The organism is Lentibacillus cibarius, from assembly GCF_005887555.1.
In the GTDB taxonomy this organism is placed as follows: domain Bacteria; phylum Bacillota; class Bacilli; order Bacillales; family Amphibacillaceae; genus Lentibacillus; species Lentibacillus cibarius.
Genome location: NZ_VCIA01000001.1, coordinates 657,289 through 671,761, shown reverse-complemented (window position 1 = coordinate 671,761; position 14,473 = coordinate 657,289). Strand labels below are relative to the sequence as shown.

Sequence of the window (14,473 nt, the reverse complement as noted above, 5' to 3'; positions counted from 1 at the left end):
CAAGCGACAGCGCGGTAGCCGGAAAACGTGTACAAAAATAGAGTGCCAAATATATTGGTGTGACAACCACATCGAGAAAAGATTGACACATACAAAACGTGTATGAATACGTTTTTAAGTTGCTAATGTGTTATGATGTGATAGTAGGAGGTATCGAGATGTATTTCGTTGATCAGAAAAAAATTGAGAAAACGTTGACATATATGGAGAAGGTTCTTAGTGAGGTTAATCATCAGCCAGCTAACTCGTTTAAGGATAAACTCTTTCTAGAGCGTGCGACCGAACTTATTATTGAAACAGTGCTTGATGTCGGAAATATGATGATTGATGGGTTTATTATGCGGGACCCAGGAAGCTTTGAAGACATCATTGACATCCTTGTCGATGAAAAAGTGCTCCCAAAGGCTGATGAAGCAGGCTATAAAGAAATAATTACACTTAGAAAAATGGTAGTTAAAGACTATTTGACAATCGATCATACCTTGCTTGATAGCACATTACAACGGAATAAGGAGATGCTAAGCCAGTTCGGTTCTCATATCAGAAGCTACTTAAATGATGAAGCAGGCGTTGCCAACGCTTTTTCTAATGATTAGCAGGAAGGGGGCGGAAGAATGCAAAACAATGGGAGTGCAAAACGTACAGTATTGACCGTCTTGAAAAAGGAAAATGAGTTGACAATATCAGGAATAATGTCCTATTTTACCATTTCCGAAGTTGCTGTTCGCCGTCACCTTCGTGAACTTGAGCGGCAAGGCCTTGTAAAAAAAAGATTCGTTAAACAGAAGCTTGGCAGGCCTTATCTAATATATTCACTTACACCATCCGGTCATAAAACATTTCCCAGTCAATATGAAAGCCTTTCGCTTGAAATACTGTGGGACCTTGAGGCATTAGAAGGCGTAGAAACAGTGGAAAAAGTGATTCAGAAACGCACGGAGCGGGAGCAAGCAGAGGTTAAGAATGAATTGAATACTGATGATTTTGGCCAAAAAATCCGGGATGTTGCAGCTATTCAGAATAACAAAGGATACATGGTAGAAGTTGAAAAAATTGGAGAAGATTCTTATGAAATGAGGCACTATCATTGTCCCATTGCAAAGGTCGCTTCAGCTTATCGGCAAATTTGCTCTGGTGACCAAAGACTGTATGAAGATTTGTTCTCAGAGGGGTGTGTTGAGCCTCGTTCATGTATTGTTGATGGGGATAACTGCTGTAAATGGACGATTAAAAAGTGATGAGGGTTTGCATGAACGAATATAAAGGGTACATGATTGACCTAGATGGGACGATGTATAAAGGAGATGAACCGATACCGTATGCCGTTGAATTTGTTGATAAACTTACAGCAAACGGGCTTCCGTATTTATTTTTAACGAATAACTCATCGAAAACGCAGGTACAAGTTTCCGCTAAATTGCAAAAAATGGGTATCCATTCCACTCCTGAGCAGGTTTTTACTACAAGTATGGCTGCTGCGAAATACATAAACCAGCAACAGTCAAAAGCTCGGTGTTACGTAATAGGTGAAGAAGGATTGGTAGATGCACTGGAAAAAGAAGGCCACCAGATTACCAAGACCAATTGTGACTTCGTGGTAATTGGAATGGACCGGAAATTGACTTATGAAAAACTTGCCGAAGCATGTTTGCAAGTATGGAATGGAGCAGCATTTATTTCGACTAATGCCGATGTGGCGATACCGACTGAACGTGGACTCGAACCCGGCAATGGCGCGCTTACATCGGTCATTTCCGTTAGTACGGGGAAGCGGCCGATTTTTATTGGAAAGCCGGAGCCGATTATCATGAATCAGGCACTGGACGCGCTTGGTACTGCCAAGGAAGCTACATTGATGGTTGGGGATAATTATGATACTGACATCTTGGCCGGAATAAATGCCGGTATTGACACACTGATGGTATGTACAGGTGTTACACCCTATGAAGACTACGCCACGTTTAAACAGAAGCCAACGTATTATGTCCAAACTTTAAAAGAGTGGATGAAGTAAGAGGCTGGAACAATTGTATAGAATAAAGAAAATCCGAACGATGATTCAAATTCTTCCATAGATTTCGAATCGGTTCGGATTTTTTATATTCCAAGCAAATATAAAGTCAACCGTTGGGCCGGATTTATATGTATAGGAGGCCGCGGATTACTCCCTCCTAATTAATTCATTCAGTCATCAAATATTTCATCGTCAGCGGTAGCATGAGCCAGCCGACTTGAAGCTGCCGCAGCAATTGCTCCGACAATATCGTCCAGAAAAGTATGGCACTCGCCGGTAGATTTATCATTTAAATGTTCAAGAATACCTGGTTTCTGTTTGTCGATAAAACCGTAATTGGTGAAGCCAATGGAACCATACACGTTAACAATGGAGAAAGCAATTATTTCGTCAATGCCATACAGACTTTCATCAATCTCGATGGTTCGTTGCAGTGGCTCGTCAAGTTCTTTTTTCTCAGCCAGACGATCCAATTGGATGCCGGTTAGTATGGCATTCTGTACTTCCCGTTTCCCCAATACTCGCTCCACATTGTACTGACAGTCCTCCATGCTAAGATTATCATGGTATTTGGCCTGCAAATAATGGACGAGGTCTGCAATGTCTTTTATTGTTACCCCTCGTTCTGACAGCCATTCTCTTGCTTTTAATTCCAGTTTGGTTTTGTTCGTATTATTATCCATAGTTATCACCTTTTCTTTTAAAAATTGTTAAGATAGAGCGGTTTCTAACATATATTAAATTAGACACGGAAAAAAGGAGCGATCATGTTGAGAGACTTTCTTGCCATAAATTATGATATTCATGTATACGAAGAAACGGTAATAAACGGCGCGGAAGGTTTCATAGATGATAATTATGTTTATTTTATCATTTCCGGCGATATGAAGGAAATGATACATATGGAGCAAGCATCGTTGGCTTATTATTTGTATGAAAACAACTGGAATCAAGTAATAGTCCCTGTACAAAATAAGCAAGGGGGATGGTTTACGAAGCATAATGACAGCGGTTATATGGTACTAAAGGCAGATAGGTCAAACGCGGATAATCGTACTGGATATGGTTATGGGGAGAGGTTGGCACGGTTTCATATGGATGGTTCACTGTACAGTTATGAACCACAACTCATTTCTAGCTATGGACAGTGGAAGGATCTGTGGATAGGTAAAATGAGTGCCTTCGAACAGAAAATAGAGCAAGAAGCTTATGATAATCCCGGGGACTATTATCGTGAACTAGTGGATTTTCTGCCATACTTGGTTGGAATAAGTGAAAATGCTATCCAATATATGCAGGAAAGTGAGCATGAGTCCCGGTTCCATGAAACGGACCAGGGAACCATCGCATTCAGAAGGTATTACGGGCAGCTTAACAATCGATATCTATGGATGACAGATCTCGTCTATGATCATCCTGCACGCGACTTAGCAGCGTATATTCGACATCAATTATTGAAAACGGAAGACCCCATGCATGACATACGAACATTTCTGGATGATTATCAGCATGTTAAGCCGTTGTCGGTTTTCTCCTGGCGGCTCTTATATGCACGGCTTTTATTTCCTGTCCATTTTTTTGATACTATCGAACGTGGTTTTATTGGGGAAACTTACGAATATAACCACGCTGTTTTACTTGATTTGATGGAACGTCAGCCTGTTTATGAACGAAGGTTGCGGATGTTTTTTGATAATGCCGGGGTTTCGACTAAAGAATTAGCGATTCCTGTGTTACACTGGTTATGAATCACAAACAATGGAGTGATCCAAAGATGAAACCAGTTATTTATGTTACAAGGAAAATCCCTGATGATCTATTGGAGCCATATCGGGAATACGCTGATTTTTACATGTGGGAAAAGGAAGATACACCTGTACCACGGGATGTGCTACTGCGTGAAGCAGCATCGGCTGACGGTGTACTGTGTCTGTTGACTGAATCGATTGACCGTGAATTCTTGGACGTCGCCAGAAATGTGAAAATTGTTGCTAATATGGCGGTAGGTTATGACAACATAGATGTGCAGGCGGCAAAAGAACGCGGTATTGTGGTAACCAACACGCCGGATGTTCTGACCGAGACGACTGCAGACTTGACATTTGCATTATTAATGGCAACTGCTAGAAGAATAGTAGAAGCCACCGATTATGTTCGTGAGGGACGATGGAAACATTGGTCACCATATTTGTTGGCTGGTTCAGATGTGTACGGGAAGAAAATCGGTATTGTCGGTATGGGCAGGATTGGTGAGGCGGTAGCCAGACGGGCAGCCGGGTTTCATATGCCCATCTTGTATCACAATCGTTCACGTAAAAAGACAGCAGAGCAGGAGTTGGGGGCTACGTATTTAGCGTTCGCTGATTTGTTGAAAGAGGCCGATTATGTTGTTTCACTCGTTCCGTTAACCAATGATACACAAAAGTTATTTAATAAAAATGCATTTGAGCAAATGAAAGACAGTGCTATATTTGTCAACGCTTCACGCGGTGGTACTGTTGATGAGGAAGCTTTACACGAGGCATTAGTAAATAAGCAAATCAAGGCAGCTGGGCTGGATGTGTTTGATCAGGAACCAATTTCTCCAGACCATCCGCTGGCGAAACTGGATAATACGGTTTGCCTGCCACATATCGGGTCTGCTAGTGAGGAGACACGTTCCAAAATGATTAATCTCTGTCTCGATAACTTGACCGCTGTACTGAAAGGGGACACCCCGATAACGCCTGTCTGAGTTTCAGGTAACTAATCTTTGCCTGATCTAAGGAGTCACGATGCTTTTTAGGATCAGCCATATTTCATGCAAATCTTATCATATAAAAAAGGCAGACATTACTTTAGTCTGCCTTTACAAGCTGTATGGGAAGGGCAACTTTAAAATACCTGTTCAATTTCTTTTACACCTGGAACTTCAGCCATCAATGCACGCTCAATTCCCGCTTTCAATGTAATGGTAGAACTTGGGCAGTTTCCACATGCCCCCATCAGACGAAGGAGCACAATGCCATCATCATCAACATCAACCAGCTCCACATCGCCGCCATCGCGAAGCAAAAATGGACGCAATTTATTTAATACTTCTTGTACTTGTTCTTGCATTATCCATCTTCTCCTTTCTGCCTTTTATTATAAAATGTATTGCTGAAAAAATCTATTCTTTATTTTAAATACTATCTACCTTTTATTTTATCTTTCATAAGGGATTTTGTAAAATGAAAGTAACCAAGGAATAGGGGGTTTTTGTGATGGGGAAGGATATCTATATCACTGTTTACGGTGCAGAGCAAATTTGTGCTAGTTGTGTTGGTGCGCCCGGTTCACGGGATACGTATGAATGGCTGCAGGCTGCAATCGGCAGAAAGTATATAGACGAGAACATTGCTTATGAATATGTTGATATTGATCACCCGCCGGATGTTGAAAAACACAAGGAATTCGCAAATCGCATATTGGAAGAAGAATTATTTTATCCACTTGTTTTAGTAAATGATGAAATTGTAGCGGAAGGTATCCCGAAACTTAAAACTATTTACAAAGAATTGGAGAAAAATGGGGCTGTTTTACAGTCATGATGGAGTTGGACTGCCGGAACTGGCTAAGTCTGTTTCGCATATTCATACTGGAATTGGGTCTGATGGGCTTATTTTGATACACCCGAGTGAGGATGCGGATGTAGGCATGCGCATATTCAATAAAGATGGTTCAGAAGGGAAAAACTGTGGGAATGGATTGGCTGCGTCGCCAAATACGCTTATAACGCAGGGGTGCGGAACGGGAGCATGTGCCGCTGTTGTAGCAGCAACTCTAAATGGTGAGATAGCGCGTGAGGAAGAAGTAACGGTTCATCTTGATGGTGGTGACTTGCACATTCATTGGCAGCAGGATGGAGATGTGTTGATGACCGGTGGTGCGGAAACAATTGCGGCAGGCATCTATCATTTTATAATGTCAGAAAGTATAAAATTGGATGACCTACCATAAAAACTTCGGAATTAGTTTGAAACGAGGCTAGGCCTGAGTTTTTCTGAACGTCTCATAGTTGATGGTTTTTGCTATAGTTTGTATACTGGAGGATAATGCATGACTCATCTTATGAAAGAGGAGGATTCGAAATGGTTATTTCCATTACAGATGGAGCGCGTGATCAGGTGAAAGAAATGATGAAAGATGAATCAGTTGGCGTTCGTCTGCGTTTCGGTGTAAAAGGCGGTGGCTGCAGCGGATTATCATATTCGCTTGGCTTTGAATATGATGTTAATGAAGAACTGGACATGGTTGAAGATATCAATGGTATCCCAGTCGTTATTAATAAACAGGATGCACCAATTATCGAAGGGACCACACTTGACTTTAAGCAAAATATGATGGGCGGCGGGTTCAGTATCGATAACCCAAATGCGATCGTATCATGCGGCTGTGGCTCCTCATTCAAAGCGAAGGAACGTACAGGCACGCCGGAAAAATGTTAGTGGAAACTAAATTAAAAAAAGCTAGGGGATCTACCCTAGTTTTTTTAATGTACAGATTTTGTAGCCCTACAAAAAGGCCTGGAACTCTTAAATGAGTCCAGGCTGACCATATTAAAACATTGATGTTGAGTGTTTTGGCTGTATGCGTGCATTCGGGTCGATGTATTGTTTGGCGTTATTAATGGCGGTAGGGCCTTCCCCAAATCCGGTAGCAATTAGATTTACTTTACCCGGATAGGTTGTAATATCACCAGCGGCATAAATTCCTGGGATATTGGTTTCCATTCTAGAATTGACAACAATACTGTTTTTTTCAATCTCCAATCCCCAGTCCTTAATTGGGCCAAGCGAAGAGACGAAGCCGTAATTGCAAAGTATGGAATCAACCTCTATCTCAAATGCTGCATCCTCTTTAACCTTGTTGAGCATCACTTTTTCAATTCTATCCGTTCCACTAATTGATGAAGGAACATAGGGGGTTAAAATTTCTACATTGGAATTCATCAATTGTTCAACACTGTGTTCATGGGCCCGAAATTTATCACGCCGGTGTACGAGCGTCACTTTTTTGGCAATCGGCTCCAGCATTAATGCCCAGTCTACTGCCGAATCTCCGCCACCAAGAAGCATAACATTTTGATCTTTATATGCCTGCATGTCCTTTACATGGTAATGCAGATTAACACCTTCAAACTGTTCACAGCCTTCTATGTTTAATCGTCTTGGCTGGAAAGCTCCATTGCCTGCCGTGATAATAATCGTTTTTGTGAAGTGTACTTCATTATTATTGGAAGTCAACTTAAACGTATCATCCGTAAGACGTTCTACTTTTTCTATAGCTTGTCCCAGCACAATCATTGGATCAAACATAGCCGCTTGCTCCTCAAGGTTATCGACTAATTCCTGGGCACGGACTTTTGGAAAACCGGCAACATCATATATATATTTCTCTGGATACAAGGCTGTCAATTGCCCGCCAGTATGTGGTAAACTTTCAATGATTTTAACACTAGCTTGGCGCATCCCTCCGTAGAAGGCGGTGAATAATCCTGTAGGACCAGCGCCAAGTATGGTAACATCATATACTTCTTCTGGCATGGATGTTCCCCCAATCTGTCTTATTCAAACACCATTGCTATGATATCATAAATCAGACGTTTATGTGTATCGATGCACATGGATATGTCTGCAATGAAAATATTGGGAAAAGACATATTTGCAAGAGAAATGAATGAAAGGTTTAAATTGATCACTATAGGATTACTTGTCTTTGCTTTTTTCTGCATTTGTTATAAAATAAATGCTGTATGCATAGGTGAAGGGAGATACGGTGTTGATACAATTTGTTGTTTCGATTTTACTGTTTTTTGTTATATTTTTTGGATTGGCATTTATTTTAAATATGCTGCTACGACAAACGTGGCTAATGACTTTTGTTTATCCTTTCATTATTTTGATGATTGTAGATGATATAGCCACTACGGAGTATTTTGTAAATCCAGGTAGTGCATTTTCTACAGCTTTCACAAGACTAACAGAAATTACAATCGCGGATATAAGTATTTTAGGAGCTGGTTTTATCGGGACGATCGTGTCTGGATTTGTCGTTCGCTACTTGCGTAAAAGTGGCTACCGGATGTTTTAAAATGGTAAATGAATAAAAAGCTTCCAAAATGGAGATGATGACATCCAGAGAGGTGTTATCATTGAAAAAACGGAATTTAATACGGAAGACTGCAATGTGTCTACTATTTCTTGGCGCTTTTTTTGTTACATTGTCATCTATTACAAATATGTCAGTCACAGATGTAAAAGCATGGATGGTTGAAGACTACGATGCATCGCCTATAACATCCGGGAGGGAAGCCGGGTACAGGCAAGTTGCACTGAAGAAGAAAAAATTGAACGTCATGAAACAGCAAAAGCGTTATATTTCAAGTGAACAGATTGAAGGACCAAAAACACTGAAAGAATACATTAACCTTGAACAATATCCGAGCGCTACTGTAATGGCTACCGGTTATACTGCCGGAATTGAATCAACTGGAAAAACACCCGACCATCCACAATATGGTATTACGTATTCCGGGGTGCAGGTAAAAAGAGATTTATACTCTACTATTGCAGCCGATTTGGATATTTATCCGATTGGAACCATCCTGTTCATTCCTGGCTATGGATATGGTGTTGTAGCTGATAAAGGTGGCGCCATAAATGGTAACAAAATTGATTTGTACTATGAAACGGTTGATGACGTGTATGCAGAATGGGGTAAAAAGGAAGTAGAAGTTTACGTCATTAAAAAAGGAAATGGTAAACTGACCGAAAAAGCGTTGAATAAATTAAATGAAAATGAAACGTTGCAAGTCTTTCGAGAGCAAATTACAAACGATCAGGAAAGTTAAAGGAGACGTTCCACTGTGTTGTGGGACGTCTCCTTTAATAAGAAGAAGCACAATGTTTAAGCGGAATCCGTATATCTAAATGCCACAAAAACCTTTCATGCCGTCGTTCCAGCGTCTAAACGCTGGGAGGGAATAGTCTCAATTTTTCTAATACCATTGATAAACTAAAAATGCAATTGCTATACCAGATAACCCGCCGACAAGGACTTCAATAGGCTGATGCCCAAGAAGTTCTTTCAATTCCTTCCGTTTTTGAAATGCTTCTTTTTGATTCCAGTCTTTAGCCCCCTCGACAAATGTCTGAAAATCTTTGACAAGCTGGTTGATGACAATAGCCTGTTCGCCTGCTTGTCTACGTACACCAGAGGCATCAAACATAATGATGACGCTGAAAACAGCTGCAATCGCAAACATGATGGAGTCCACGCCTTCAACTATTCCGACTGCTGTTGACAAAGCAGCAACTGCGGCTGAATGGCTACTTGGCATTCCTCCTGTTGAGAAGGCGAGCCCCGGATTGAATTCCCTGGCTGCAATTAGATGAATCGGAATTTTGATAACCTGGGCAACAACAATTGCTGATAATGCAGCCCATAATGGAAAGTTTGCAAAAAGGCTCACGACATATGACATCCCTTCTGTTGCAGTTTCCATTCCGCTGTCCTGAAATAAAAAAACCCATCCGTGGGCCGCATCATGGACATTGGAAAGCTTTTAGAGTGCTATTTTATCACAATCGGTCATGCCTTTCATCGATTTATCATTTACAGGCGAGAATACCCTACTTCATGCTTAGTAAGTGGTGGGTAGTTCAAGTTCTGAAGGCAACCCATCTGGACGGTATTCGTTTAGAGATGGTTAACATAAACATAGCAGCTAAACAGGCCATTCCTGTATCCTTTATGAGAAATGGAAACATCCCGGCCCAAGCGGAAAAATAAGAGATGTCGAGATGAAGCCATGTGTTCATAGCAATAAACAGATACGTCACCCCGATGCCATAGTTAACAACAAGTCCGAATAAAGAAGCTGCCGTATAAAGTGGAATAGATGGTTTCCGGCTACGTTCGGCAATGAGCCCTGTTATAAAAGCAACAAATACAAAAGATAGGATAAAACCGCCGGTAGGGTTAATGAGTGCCATGGGGCCTGCTTGCATTTTAGCGAATACCGGAATACCGGCTATACCAACTGCGATATATGTAATCATAGCAATGCTGCCTAGCCGTTTACCAAGCATTAATCCTGCCAATGTTGCAAAAAACGTCTGCAGTGATAGTGGAATGGCAGCGCCGCCAATGGGGATTGCCAACACTGGGAACCATACAGCAATATTAGCGCCAATTGCCATCAGACATACGAATAGTGCGCTGAACGTTAAATCAATTGAACGAATTTCTTTCATAAGTATCACTCCTCTCAATTAGTTATTATCATAGAGTATGTTCAATCTCAATGTCAACCGATTTATTAATGAGTTTACAAAGTGGCAAAAAAAACAGTCTTCCACCAATGGAAGACTGTTTACTCTTCTGTTAGCACCTTATTGTTTGATGGCTGTGTCGAGTGCCACTTCCATCATGTCATGGAAGGTTGTCTGTCGCTCTTTAGAAGTGGTTTCTTCTCCGGTCAGGATATGATCGGATACGGTAAGAACGGTTAAGGCATTACGATTAAATTTAGCTGCAAGTGTGTACAATGCGGTCGTTTCCATTTCTACGGCTAGTACATTATACGATGCCAGCAGCTCGTTCACATCTTTGGCGTTATCGCGATAAAACGTATCACTTGTAAATACATTACCGACACGTAAGTTTAACCCTTTGTCACTACCGACGTCATAAGCTTTTCGGAGCAGGTCGAAATCAGCCAGTGGTGCGTAATCAATACCGTTAAATATCATCCGGTTTACTTGCGAATCCGTTGTTGCTCCCTGTGCAAGGATAACATCACGAACATTGACATCACGCTGGATCGCGCCACAGGTTCCGACACGGATCAGTGTCTGTACACCATAATCCTGAATGAGTTCATTCACATAGATGGATATGGATGGTACGCCCATTCCTGTACCCTGGACAGATATGCGTTCTCCTTTATAGGTACCTGTATAGCCATACATGCCACGTACACTGTTGTACTGTGTCACATCTTCCAGGAAAGTTTCGGCGATGAATTTGGCCCGTAATGGGTCGCCAGGCAATAGAATCTTGTCGGCGATATCACCTTTGTTTGCACCAATATGCACACTCATATACCTTGATTCCTCCTCAAACATTGTCAAATTTACGTTATCATAATGGTTGGATAAAGACAACTTTCATGGAAATGACACAGTTTTCATCGCTTTTCTGTTTCAAAAGAGACTTATTTTGTATATAATAAGCTTGTATGTCATTCACCTCTGTGGGAAAATATACACTAAAGGAATTAATATTGGAAGGATGAAAATAATGCAGGAAAAAACATTTACTATTACGGCAGATACTGGCGTTCATGCACGTCCAGCAACATTGCTAGTGAATAAAGCTGGTCAATTTGAATCAGATGTTCAGATTTCTTATAATGGGAAAGATGTGAATCTGAAATCCATTATGGGCGTCATGTCACTAGGAATACCAAAAGATGCAGAAGTGACTATCAAAGCATCAGGCAGTGATGAAGAAGAAGCGATGAGCGGCATCAGTGAAGTAATGAGTGAACATTTGGGTGAATAAAAAAGACAGAGCCAGGGGGTAACCGCTGGCTCATTTATTTTTTCAGTGATAATAACTTTTGGTGTAGTCGTTTTGCTCTAAATACTCGAGTTGTTTTAAAGATAGCTTGTTGAAGGGTGTATCTTCTTTCGAAAGCTGTTCCTTCATTGTGTTGATGGATTTTTTTAAAGAAGTCCGGTACTCTGGAACTTCTTCATGAAATGCTTTAGCAGCCGACTTGACCGCGTTGAGTTTTTCGTAGTGTGCAAGCGCTTTTCGTTCTTGAAAGAAGACTCCTTCCGTTTCACCGGGATGGTGTAAGTCGCCTTGCATCGGATGTTTTACGACAGCATGTACTTTTATCAAGTAGCGCTCACCGCGATCCTCAAGAATTTCACCTATGTATTTACCTGAGTTATATTTAACTTGCACGATATCTCCAGCTTGAAATGCCATTTTATTATCCTCCTTTTTTGTCCATTGTGCCAGATGGCAAGGAATTCAGCAATTAGCAGGTGCTGGATTTAAAAGTTACTTGTTTGGTGCTATAATGAGTGTAAGGAAGTGATAGATGATGATGGAGTTCTTATACTTTCCAGAAGATAAAACAGAATACATTCCTGCTGTCATAACATTAATTATATTTATGATTGGTGCTGTCATAACCATGTATTTTTTTATAAAGGTTTCCAGGAAAGAGGCAAAAAAAGCAGAAAAGCAGTACCAACAGTATTTTGAGACAAAAAAAGATAGCGATTGAAACGGGTTTCTTTTAAAGGAATCCGTTTAATTTTTATCTGATTGCGGATACTGAAAATACAATGTAATTGAAAAGGAGTACCATAGATGAGAGTATTCGTTGTAATTGTACTTGTTTCGTTGACATGGCTGACGGCCTGTCAGGAAAATAAGGAAACCACACGAACGGTGGAGATGTACAATTCTTCAGATGATATGATTGGTACAGCTAAGCTAACAGAAGCTGATGCTGGTGTGAACGTTAAACTAAAACTGGAAGGATTAGAGCCAGGTTACCACGGCATCCATATCCATGAGTATCCTAAATGCGATGCGCCTGATTTTAAGACAGCAGGTAATCACTTGAATCCAACCGGAGACCAGCATGGACTAATGCATCCGGAAGGCGCGCATTTGGGTGATCTCCCTAATATTGAGGCAGATGCAGGCGGTCTTGTTGATGCTGAACTGATGCTACCGGAGGCCACACTCCTCGACGGCAAAAAATCGCTGCTGGACGGGGAGGGAACATCACTCGTCATAACTGAAGAGCAGGATGATGGAGTCAGCCAGCCTGGTGGTGATTCCGGTGCAAGAATAGCTTGCGGTCTTATTGCGAAAGATGAAAAGAAGACGACTGAAACACCGACAGATCCGACCGATTTTAATGAGGAACAGGAAGAATAACAGGCGCGGCCTTATGGAAAGTGGCGCTAAAACAACAGGTGATCCAACCAAAATATTGGATCACCTGAACAATGCTACTGATAATTATTAACAGCTTCTACGATACGCTGAACACCTTCCTGCAGTGTCGCCCGAGGGCAAGCAATGTTCATGCGCATGAACATTTCGCCTTCTTCACCATAGCCTGCACCGGCATTGAGCCCTACGCCGGCTGTTTTGCTCATGAATTCCTTTAATCCTTCACTATCTAGGCCAAGTGCACTGCAGTCTATCCACAGCAGATAAGTTCCTTCCGATTTGGTCACTTTCAGCTTATTTGTCTCGCCTTCAAGCTTTTGAATGACGTAAGCTTTATTTCCCGCCAATACATCACGGAGTTCATCAAGCCATTTTTCTCCATGCTGATAGGACGCCTCTATAGCTATGTTTCCCATCGTATTAATCATGTGATGTCCCTGGTTGGTCAACTGTTTATCCAGCAAATCCCGTTTTTGCTTATCGGAAGTAATGATATACGATGCTTGTAGTCCCGCTAGGTTGAATGTTTTTGATGGCGACATGAATGTGATGGTCTGCGCTGCAATCTCGTCTGAAAGAGAGGCAATAGGTATATGTCTTTCGCCTGGGTAGATAAGGTCTGCATGTATTTCATCAGATAGAATGAGTACGTCATGTTTCAGGCAAAGCCGGGCCATTTCTTTCAGTTCTTCTTCTGTCCACACACGTCCAACCGGATTGTGCGGGGAGCAAAGAATGAATGCCTTCACACCGGTTTTTAATTTTTCCTCGAAATCTTCAAAATCAATATGGTAATAGTGATCTTTTCGCCGCAACGGATTTTTCACAATCGTTCGGTCATGTGTTTCAATGACATTGTAAAAAGGGGTGTATACAGGTGTCTGAATGAGAATGCTGTCACCGGGATCGGTAAACGCCTGAACAGCCATATGTAAGCTTGCAACGACCCCCGGGCTGAATGAAAGCCAATCGTCCTTGATTTCCCAGCTGTGCCGCCTGGAAATCCAGCTGATAATAGCATTTCTCACGTCACTATCAATTGTTGTATATCCATAAATGCCATGTTTTGCGCGCTCGATTAATGCATCATTAACTGCCTGTGGTGCTTGAAAATCCATATCTGCTACCCACATCGGCAATACATTATCGGTTTGGAATACATTCTTTCGCATGTCCCATTTGACGGAACGAGTATTTGTACGGTCATATACTTTTTCAAAAGCCGCCATTATTTAACCTCCTGCTCTAATAGCTAATAATTCCGTTTACTATTATACTGGAAAATGGGTAGAGGTTAAACTGCCAAGCATTTATCCCGCTGAATGAGATCCTGTTCAACCTTAAGTACAAAAAAATAGCAAAGCGTTATTGACGCTTTGCTTAACAGGGGGAATACGAGAAAGTCTTACGTTTAAAGTATTACCCCCACATCCAGAATTTAAACGT

Annotated in this window: 21 protein-coding genes; 13 read left to right on the top strand and 8 right to left on the bottom strand. The window is 41.4% G+C overall.

The window, feature by feature from the left end:
* Nucleotides 1–158: 158 nt before the first annotated feature.
* Genes FFL34_RS03410 through FFL34_RS03400 form a run of 3 tightly spaced genes read left to right on the top strand, consistent with a single transcriptional unit; the run spans nt 159 to nt 2,014 of the window.
* Nucleotides 159–596: a DUF86 domain-containing protein gene (locus FFL34_RS03410; protein ID WP_138601464.1), complete on the top strand. Its 438-nt coding sequence runs from the start codon at nt 159–161 to the stop codon at nt 594–596.
* An 18-nt stretch (nt 597–614) separates the two neighbouring features.
* The gene (locus FFL34_RS03405) at nt 615–1,238 is read left to right on the top strand and encodes a helix-turn-helix transcriptional regulator (protein ID WP_138601461.1); all 624 of its coding nucleotides are present in this window, start codon (nt 615–617) and stop codon (nt 1,236–1,238) included.
* An 11-nt stretch (nt 1,239–1,249) separates the two neighbouring features.
* Entirely contained in the window at nt 1,250–2,014 is a 765-nt protein-coding gene (locus FFL34_RS03400) for a TIGR01457 family HAD-type hydrolase (protein ID WP_138601459.1), read from the top strand.
* 170 nt (nt 2,015–2,184) lie between these two features.
* Here the strand turns inward: FFL34_RS03400 and FFL34_RS03395 are convergent, their stop codons facing one another.
* Entirely contained in the window at nt 2,185–2,697 is a 513-nt protein-coding gene (locus FFL34_RS03395; RefSeq protein WP_138601456.1) for a phosphatidylglycerophosphatase A family protein, read from the bottom strand.
* Nucleotides 2,698–2,781: 84 nt separating this feature from the next.
* Between FFL34_RS03395 and FFL34_RS03390 the strand changes: the two genes are divergently transcribed.
* Together FFL34_RS03390 and FFL34_RS03385 are read left to right on the top strand one after the other, a co-directional pair.
* Nucleotides 2,782–3,762, top strand: coding sequence for a protein kinase family protein (locus FFL34_RS03390; RefSeq protein WP_234031413.1), 981 nt, complete (start codon nt 2,782–2,784; stop codon nt 3,760–3,762).
* Nucleotides 3,763–3,788: 26 nt separating this feature from the next.
* A complete protein-coding gene (locus tag FFL34_RS03385; RefSeq protein WP_138601451.1) occupies nt 3,789–4,748 on the top strand; it encodes a 2-hydroxyacid dehydrogenase in 960 nt (319 codons plus the stop codon).
* A 140-nt stretch (nt 4,749–4,888) separates the two neighbouring features.
* Here FFL34_RS03385 and FFL34_RS03380 read toward each other — a convergent pair whose 3' ends face one another.
* On the bottom strand, nt 4,889–5,113 hold the full coding sequence (locus FFL34_RS03380) for a NifU family protein (RefSeq protein ID WP_138601448.1): 225 nt from the start codon (nt 5,111–5,113) through the stop codon (nt 4,889–4,891).
* Between the two features lie 146 nt (nt 5,114–5,259).
* On the opposite strand from FFL34_RS03380, the gene FFL34_RS03375 reads away from it, so the two are divergent.
* From FFL34_RS03375 to FFL34_RS03365, 3 genes are all read left to right on the top strand, one after another.
* Nucleotides 5,260–5,586, top strand: coding sequence for a YuzD family protein (locus tag FFL34_RS03375; RefSeq protein ID WP_138601445.1), 327 nt, complete (start codon nt 5,260–5,262; stop codon nt 5,584–5,586).
* The gene (locus FFL34_RS03370; RefSeq protein ID WP_138601442.1) at nt 5,564–5,995 is read left to right on the top strand and encodes a diaminopimelate epimerase; all 432 of its coding nucleotides are present in this window, start codon (nt 5,564–5,566) and stop codon (nt 5,993–5,995) included. The genes FFL34_RS03375 and FFL34_RS03370 overlap by 23 nt, the downstream gene beginning before the upstream one ends.
* A 131-nt stretch (nt 5,996–6,126) precedes the next feature.
* Nucleotides 6,127–6,483 carry a HesB/IscA family protein gene (locus FFL34_RS03365; RefSeq protein WP_138601439.1) on the top strand — a complete coding sequence of 119 codons (357 nt, stop codon included), beginning with the start codon at nt 6,127–6,129 and terminating at the stop codon, nt 6,481–6,483.
* A 111-nt stretch (nt 6,484–6,594) separates the two neighbouring features.
* On the opposite strand, the gene FFL34_RS03360 is transcribed toward FFL34_RS03365, so the two are convergent.
* Nucleotides 6,595–7,581 carry an NAD(P)/FAD-dependent oxidoreductase gene (locus FFL34_RS03360; protein ID WP_138601436.1) on the bottom strand — a complete coding sequence of 329 codons (987 nt, stop codon included), beginning with the start codon at nt 7,579–7,581 and terminating at the stop codon, nt 6,595–6,597.
* A gap of 235 nt (nt 7,582–7,816) precedes the next feature.
* Between FFL34_RS03360 and FFL34_RS03355 the strand changes: the two genes are divergently transcribed.
* The gene (locus tag FFL34_RS03355; protein ID WP_138601433.1) at nt 7,817–8,128 is read left to right on the top strand and encodes a YuiB family protein; all 312 of its coding nucleotides are present in this window, start codon (nt 7,817–7,819) and stop codon (nt 8,126–8,128) included.
* Between the two features lie 61 nt (nt 8,129–8,189).
* Nucleotides 8,190–8,888, top strand: coding sequence for a 3D domain-containing protein (locus FFL34_RS03350; RefSeq protein ID WP_411712152.1), 699 nt, complete (start codon nt 8,190–8,192; stop codon nt 8,886–8,888).
* A 147-nt stretch (nt 8,889–9,035) separates the two neighbouring features.
* Here the strand turns inward: FFL34_RS03350 and FFL34_RS03345 are convergent, their stop codons facing one another.
* The 3 genes from FFL34_RS03345 to deoD all read right to left on the bottom strand — a co-directional run bounded on the left by FFL34_RS03345 (nt 9,036) and on the right by deoD (nt 11,142).
* On the bottom strand, nt 9,036–9,509 hold the full coding sequence (locus tag FFL34_RS03345) for a divergent PAP2 family protein (RefSeq protein WP_138604653.1): 474 nt from the start codon (nt 9,507–9,509) through the stop codon (nt 9,036–9,038).
* Nucleotides 9,510–9,699: 190 nt separating this feature from the next.
* Nucleotides 9,700–10,293, bottom strand: a complete 594-nt coding sequence (locus tag FFL34_RS03340) for a biotin transporter BioY (RefSeq protein WP_138601430.1) — start codon at nt 10,291–10,293, stop codon at nt 9,700–9,702.
* A gap of 138 nt (nt 10,294–10,431) precedes the next feature.
* Nucleotides 10,432–11,142, bottom strand: a complete 711-nt coding sequence (gene deoD / locus FFL34_RS03335; protein ID WP_138601427.1) for a purine-nucleoside phosphorylase — start codon at nt 11,140–11,142, stop codon at nt 10,432–10,434.
* 199 nt (nt 11,143–11,341) lie between these two features.
* Here deoD and FFL34_RS03330 point away from each other — a divergent pair, with 199 nt between their 5' ends.
* On the top strand, nt 11,342–11,605 hold the full coding sequence (locus FFL34_RS03330; RefSeq protein ID WP_138601424.1) for a phosphocarrier protein HPr: 264 nt from the start codon (nt 11,342–11,344) through the stop codon (nt 11,603–11,605).
* Nucleotides 11,606–11,647: 42 nt separating this feature from the next.
* On the opposite strand, the gene kapB is transcribed toward FFL34_RS03330, so the two are convergent.
* Nucleotides 11,648–12,040, bottom strand: a complete 393-nt coding sequence (gene kapB, locus FFL34_RS03325) for a sporulation phosphorelay system protein KapB (RefSeq protein WP_138601421.1) — start codon at nt 12,038–12,040, stop codon at nt 11,648–11,650.
* A 115-nt stretch (nt 12,041–12,155) separates the two neighbouring features.
* Between kapB and FFL34_RS03320 the strand changes: the two genes are divergently transcribed.
* Together FFL34_RS03320 and FFL34_RS03315 are read left to right on the top strand one after the other, a co-directional pair.
* Nucleotides 12,156–12,344 (top strand): hypothetical protein, encoded by a 189-nt coding sequence (locus FFL34_RS03320; RefSeq protein ID WP_411712149.1) that lies wholly within the window; start codon nt 12,156–12,158, stop codon nt 12,342–12,344.
* 86 nt (nt 12,345–12,430) lie between these two features.
* On the top strand, nt 12,431–13,009 hold the full coding sequence (locus tag FFL34_RS03315; RefSeq protein WP_138601414.1) for a superoxide dismutase family protein: 579 nt from the start codon (nt 12,431–12,433) through the stop codon (nt 13,007–13,009).
* Between the two features lie 74 nt (nt 13,010–13,083).
* On the opposite strand, the gene FFL34_RS03310 is transcribed toward FFL34_RS03315, so the two are convergent.
* Nucleotides 13,084–14,256, bottom strand: coding sequence for a MalY/PatB family protein (locus FFL34_RS03310; protein ID WP_138601412.1), 1,173 nt, complete (start codon nt 14,254–14,256; stop codon nt 13,084–13,086).
* Between the last annotated feature and the right edge of the window lie 217 nt (nt 14,257–14,473).

What these genes read in the sequence shown, in the direction of transcription:
- FFL34_RS03320 (WP_411712149.1), top strand. Translation starts at nt 12,156, where the DNA reads ATGATGATGGAGTTCTTATACTTTCCAGAAGATAAAACAGAATACATT.
- FFL34_RS03360 (WP_138601436.1), bottom strand. Translation starts at nt 7,581, where the DNA reads ATGCCAGAAGAAGTATATGATGTTACCATACTTGGCGCTGGTCCTACA.
- FFL34_RS03375 (WP_138601445.1), top strand. Translation starts at nt 5,260, where the DNA reads ATGGGGAAGGATATCTATATCACTGTTTACGGTGCAGAGCAAATTTGT.
- FFL34_RS03410 (WP_138601464.1), top strand. Translation starts at nt 159, where the DNA reads ATGTATTTCGTTGATCAGAAAAAAATTGAGAAAACGTTGACATATATG.
- FFL34_RS03340 (WP_138601430.1), bottom strand. Translation starts at nt 10,293, where the DNA reads ATGAAAGAAATTCGTTCAATTGATTTAACGTTCAGCGCACTATTCGTA.
- FFL34_RS03395 (WP_138601456.1), bottom strand. Translation starts at nt 2,697, where the DNA reads ATGGATAATAATACGAACAAAACCAAACTGGAATTAAAAGCAAGAGAA.
- FFL34_RS03390 (WP_234031413.1), top strand. Translation starts at nt 2,782, where the DNA reads ATGTTGAGAGACTTTCTTGCCATAAATTATGATATTCATGTATACGAA.
- FFL34_RS03380 (WP_138601448.1), bottom strand. Translation starts at nt 5,113, where the DNA reads ATGCAAGAACAAGTACAAGAAGTATTAAATAAATTGCGTCCATTTTTG.
- FFL34_RS03365 (WP_138601439.1), top strand. Translation starts at nt 6,127, where the DNA reads ATGGTTATTTCCATTACAGATGGAGCGCGTGATCAGGTGAAAGAAATG.
- FFL34_RS03385 (WP_138601451.1), top strand. Translation starts at nt 3,789, where the DNA reads ATGAAACCAGTTATTTATGTTACAAGGAAAATCCCTGATGATCTATTG.
- FFL34_RS03315 (WP_138601414.1), top strand. Translation starts at nt 12,431, where the DNA reads ATGAGAGTATTCGTTGTAATTGTACTTGTTTCGTTGACATGGCTGACG.
- FFL34_RS03400 (WP_138601459.1), top strand. Translation starts at nt 1,250, where the DNA reads ATGAACGAATATAAAGGGTACATGATTGACCTAGATGGGACGATGTAT.
- deoD (WP_138601427.1), bottom strand. Translation starts at nt 11,142, where the DNA reads ATGAGTGTGCATATTGGTGCAAACAAAGGTGATATCGCCGACAAGATT.
- FFL34_RS03405 (WP_138601461.1), top strand. Translation starts at nt 615, where the DNA reads ATGCAAAACAATGGGAGTGCAAAACGTACAGTATTGACCGTCTTGAAA.
- FFL34_RS03310 (WP_138601412.1), bottom strand. Translation starts at nt 14,256, where the DNA reads ATGGCGGCTTTTGAAAAAGTATATGACCGTACAAATACTCGTTCCGTC.
- FFL34_RS03370 (WP_138601442.1), top strand. Translation starts at nt 5,564, where the DNA reads ATGGGGCTGTTTTACAGTCATGATGGAGTTGGACTGCCGGAACTGGCT.
- FFL34_RS03330 (WP_138601424.1), top strand. Translation starts at nt 11,342, where the DNA reads ATGCAGGAAAAAACATTTACTATTACGGCAGATACTGGCGTTCATGCA.
- kapB (WP_138601421.1), bottom strand. Translation starts at nt 12,040, where the DNA reads ATGGCATTTCAAGCTGGAGATATCGTGCAAGTTAAATATAACTCAGGT.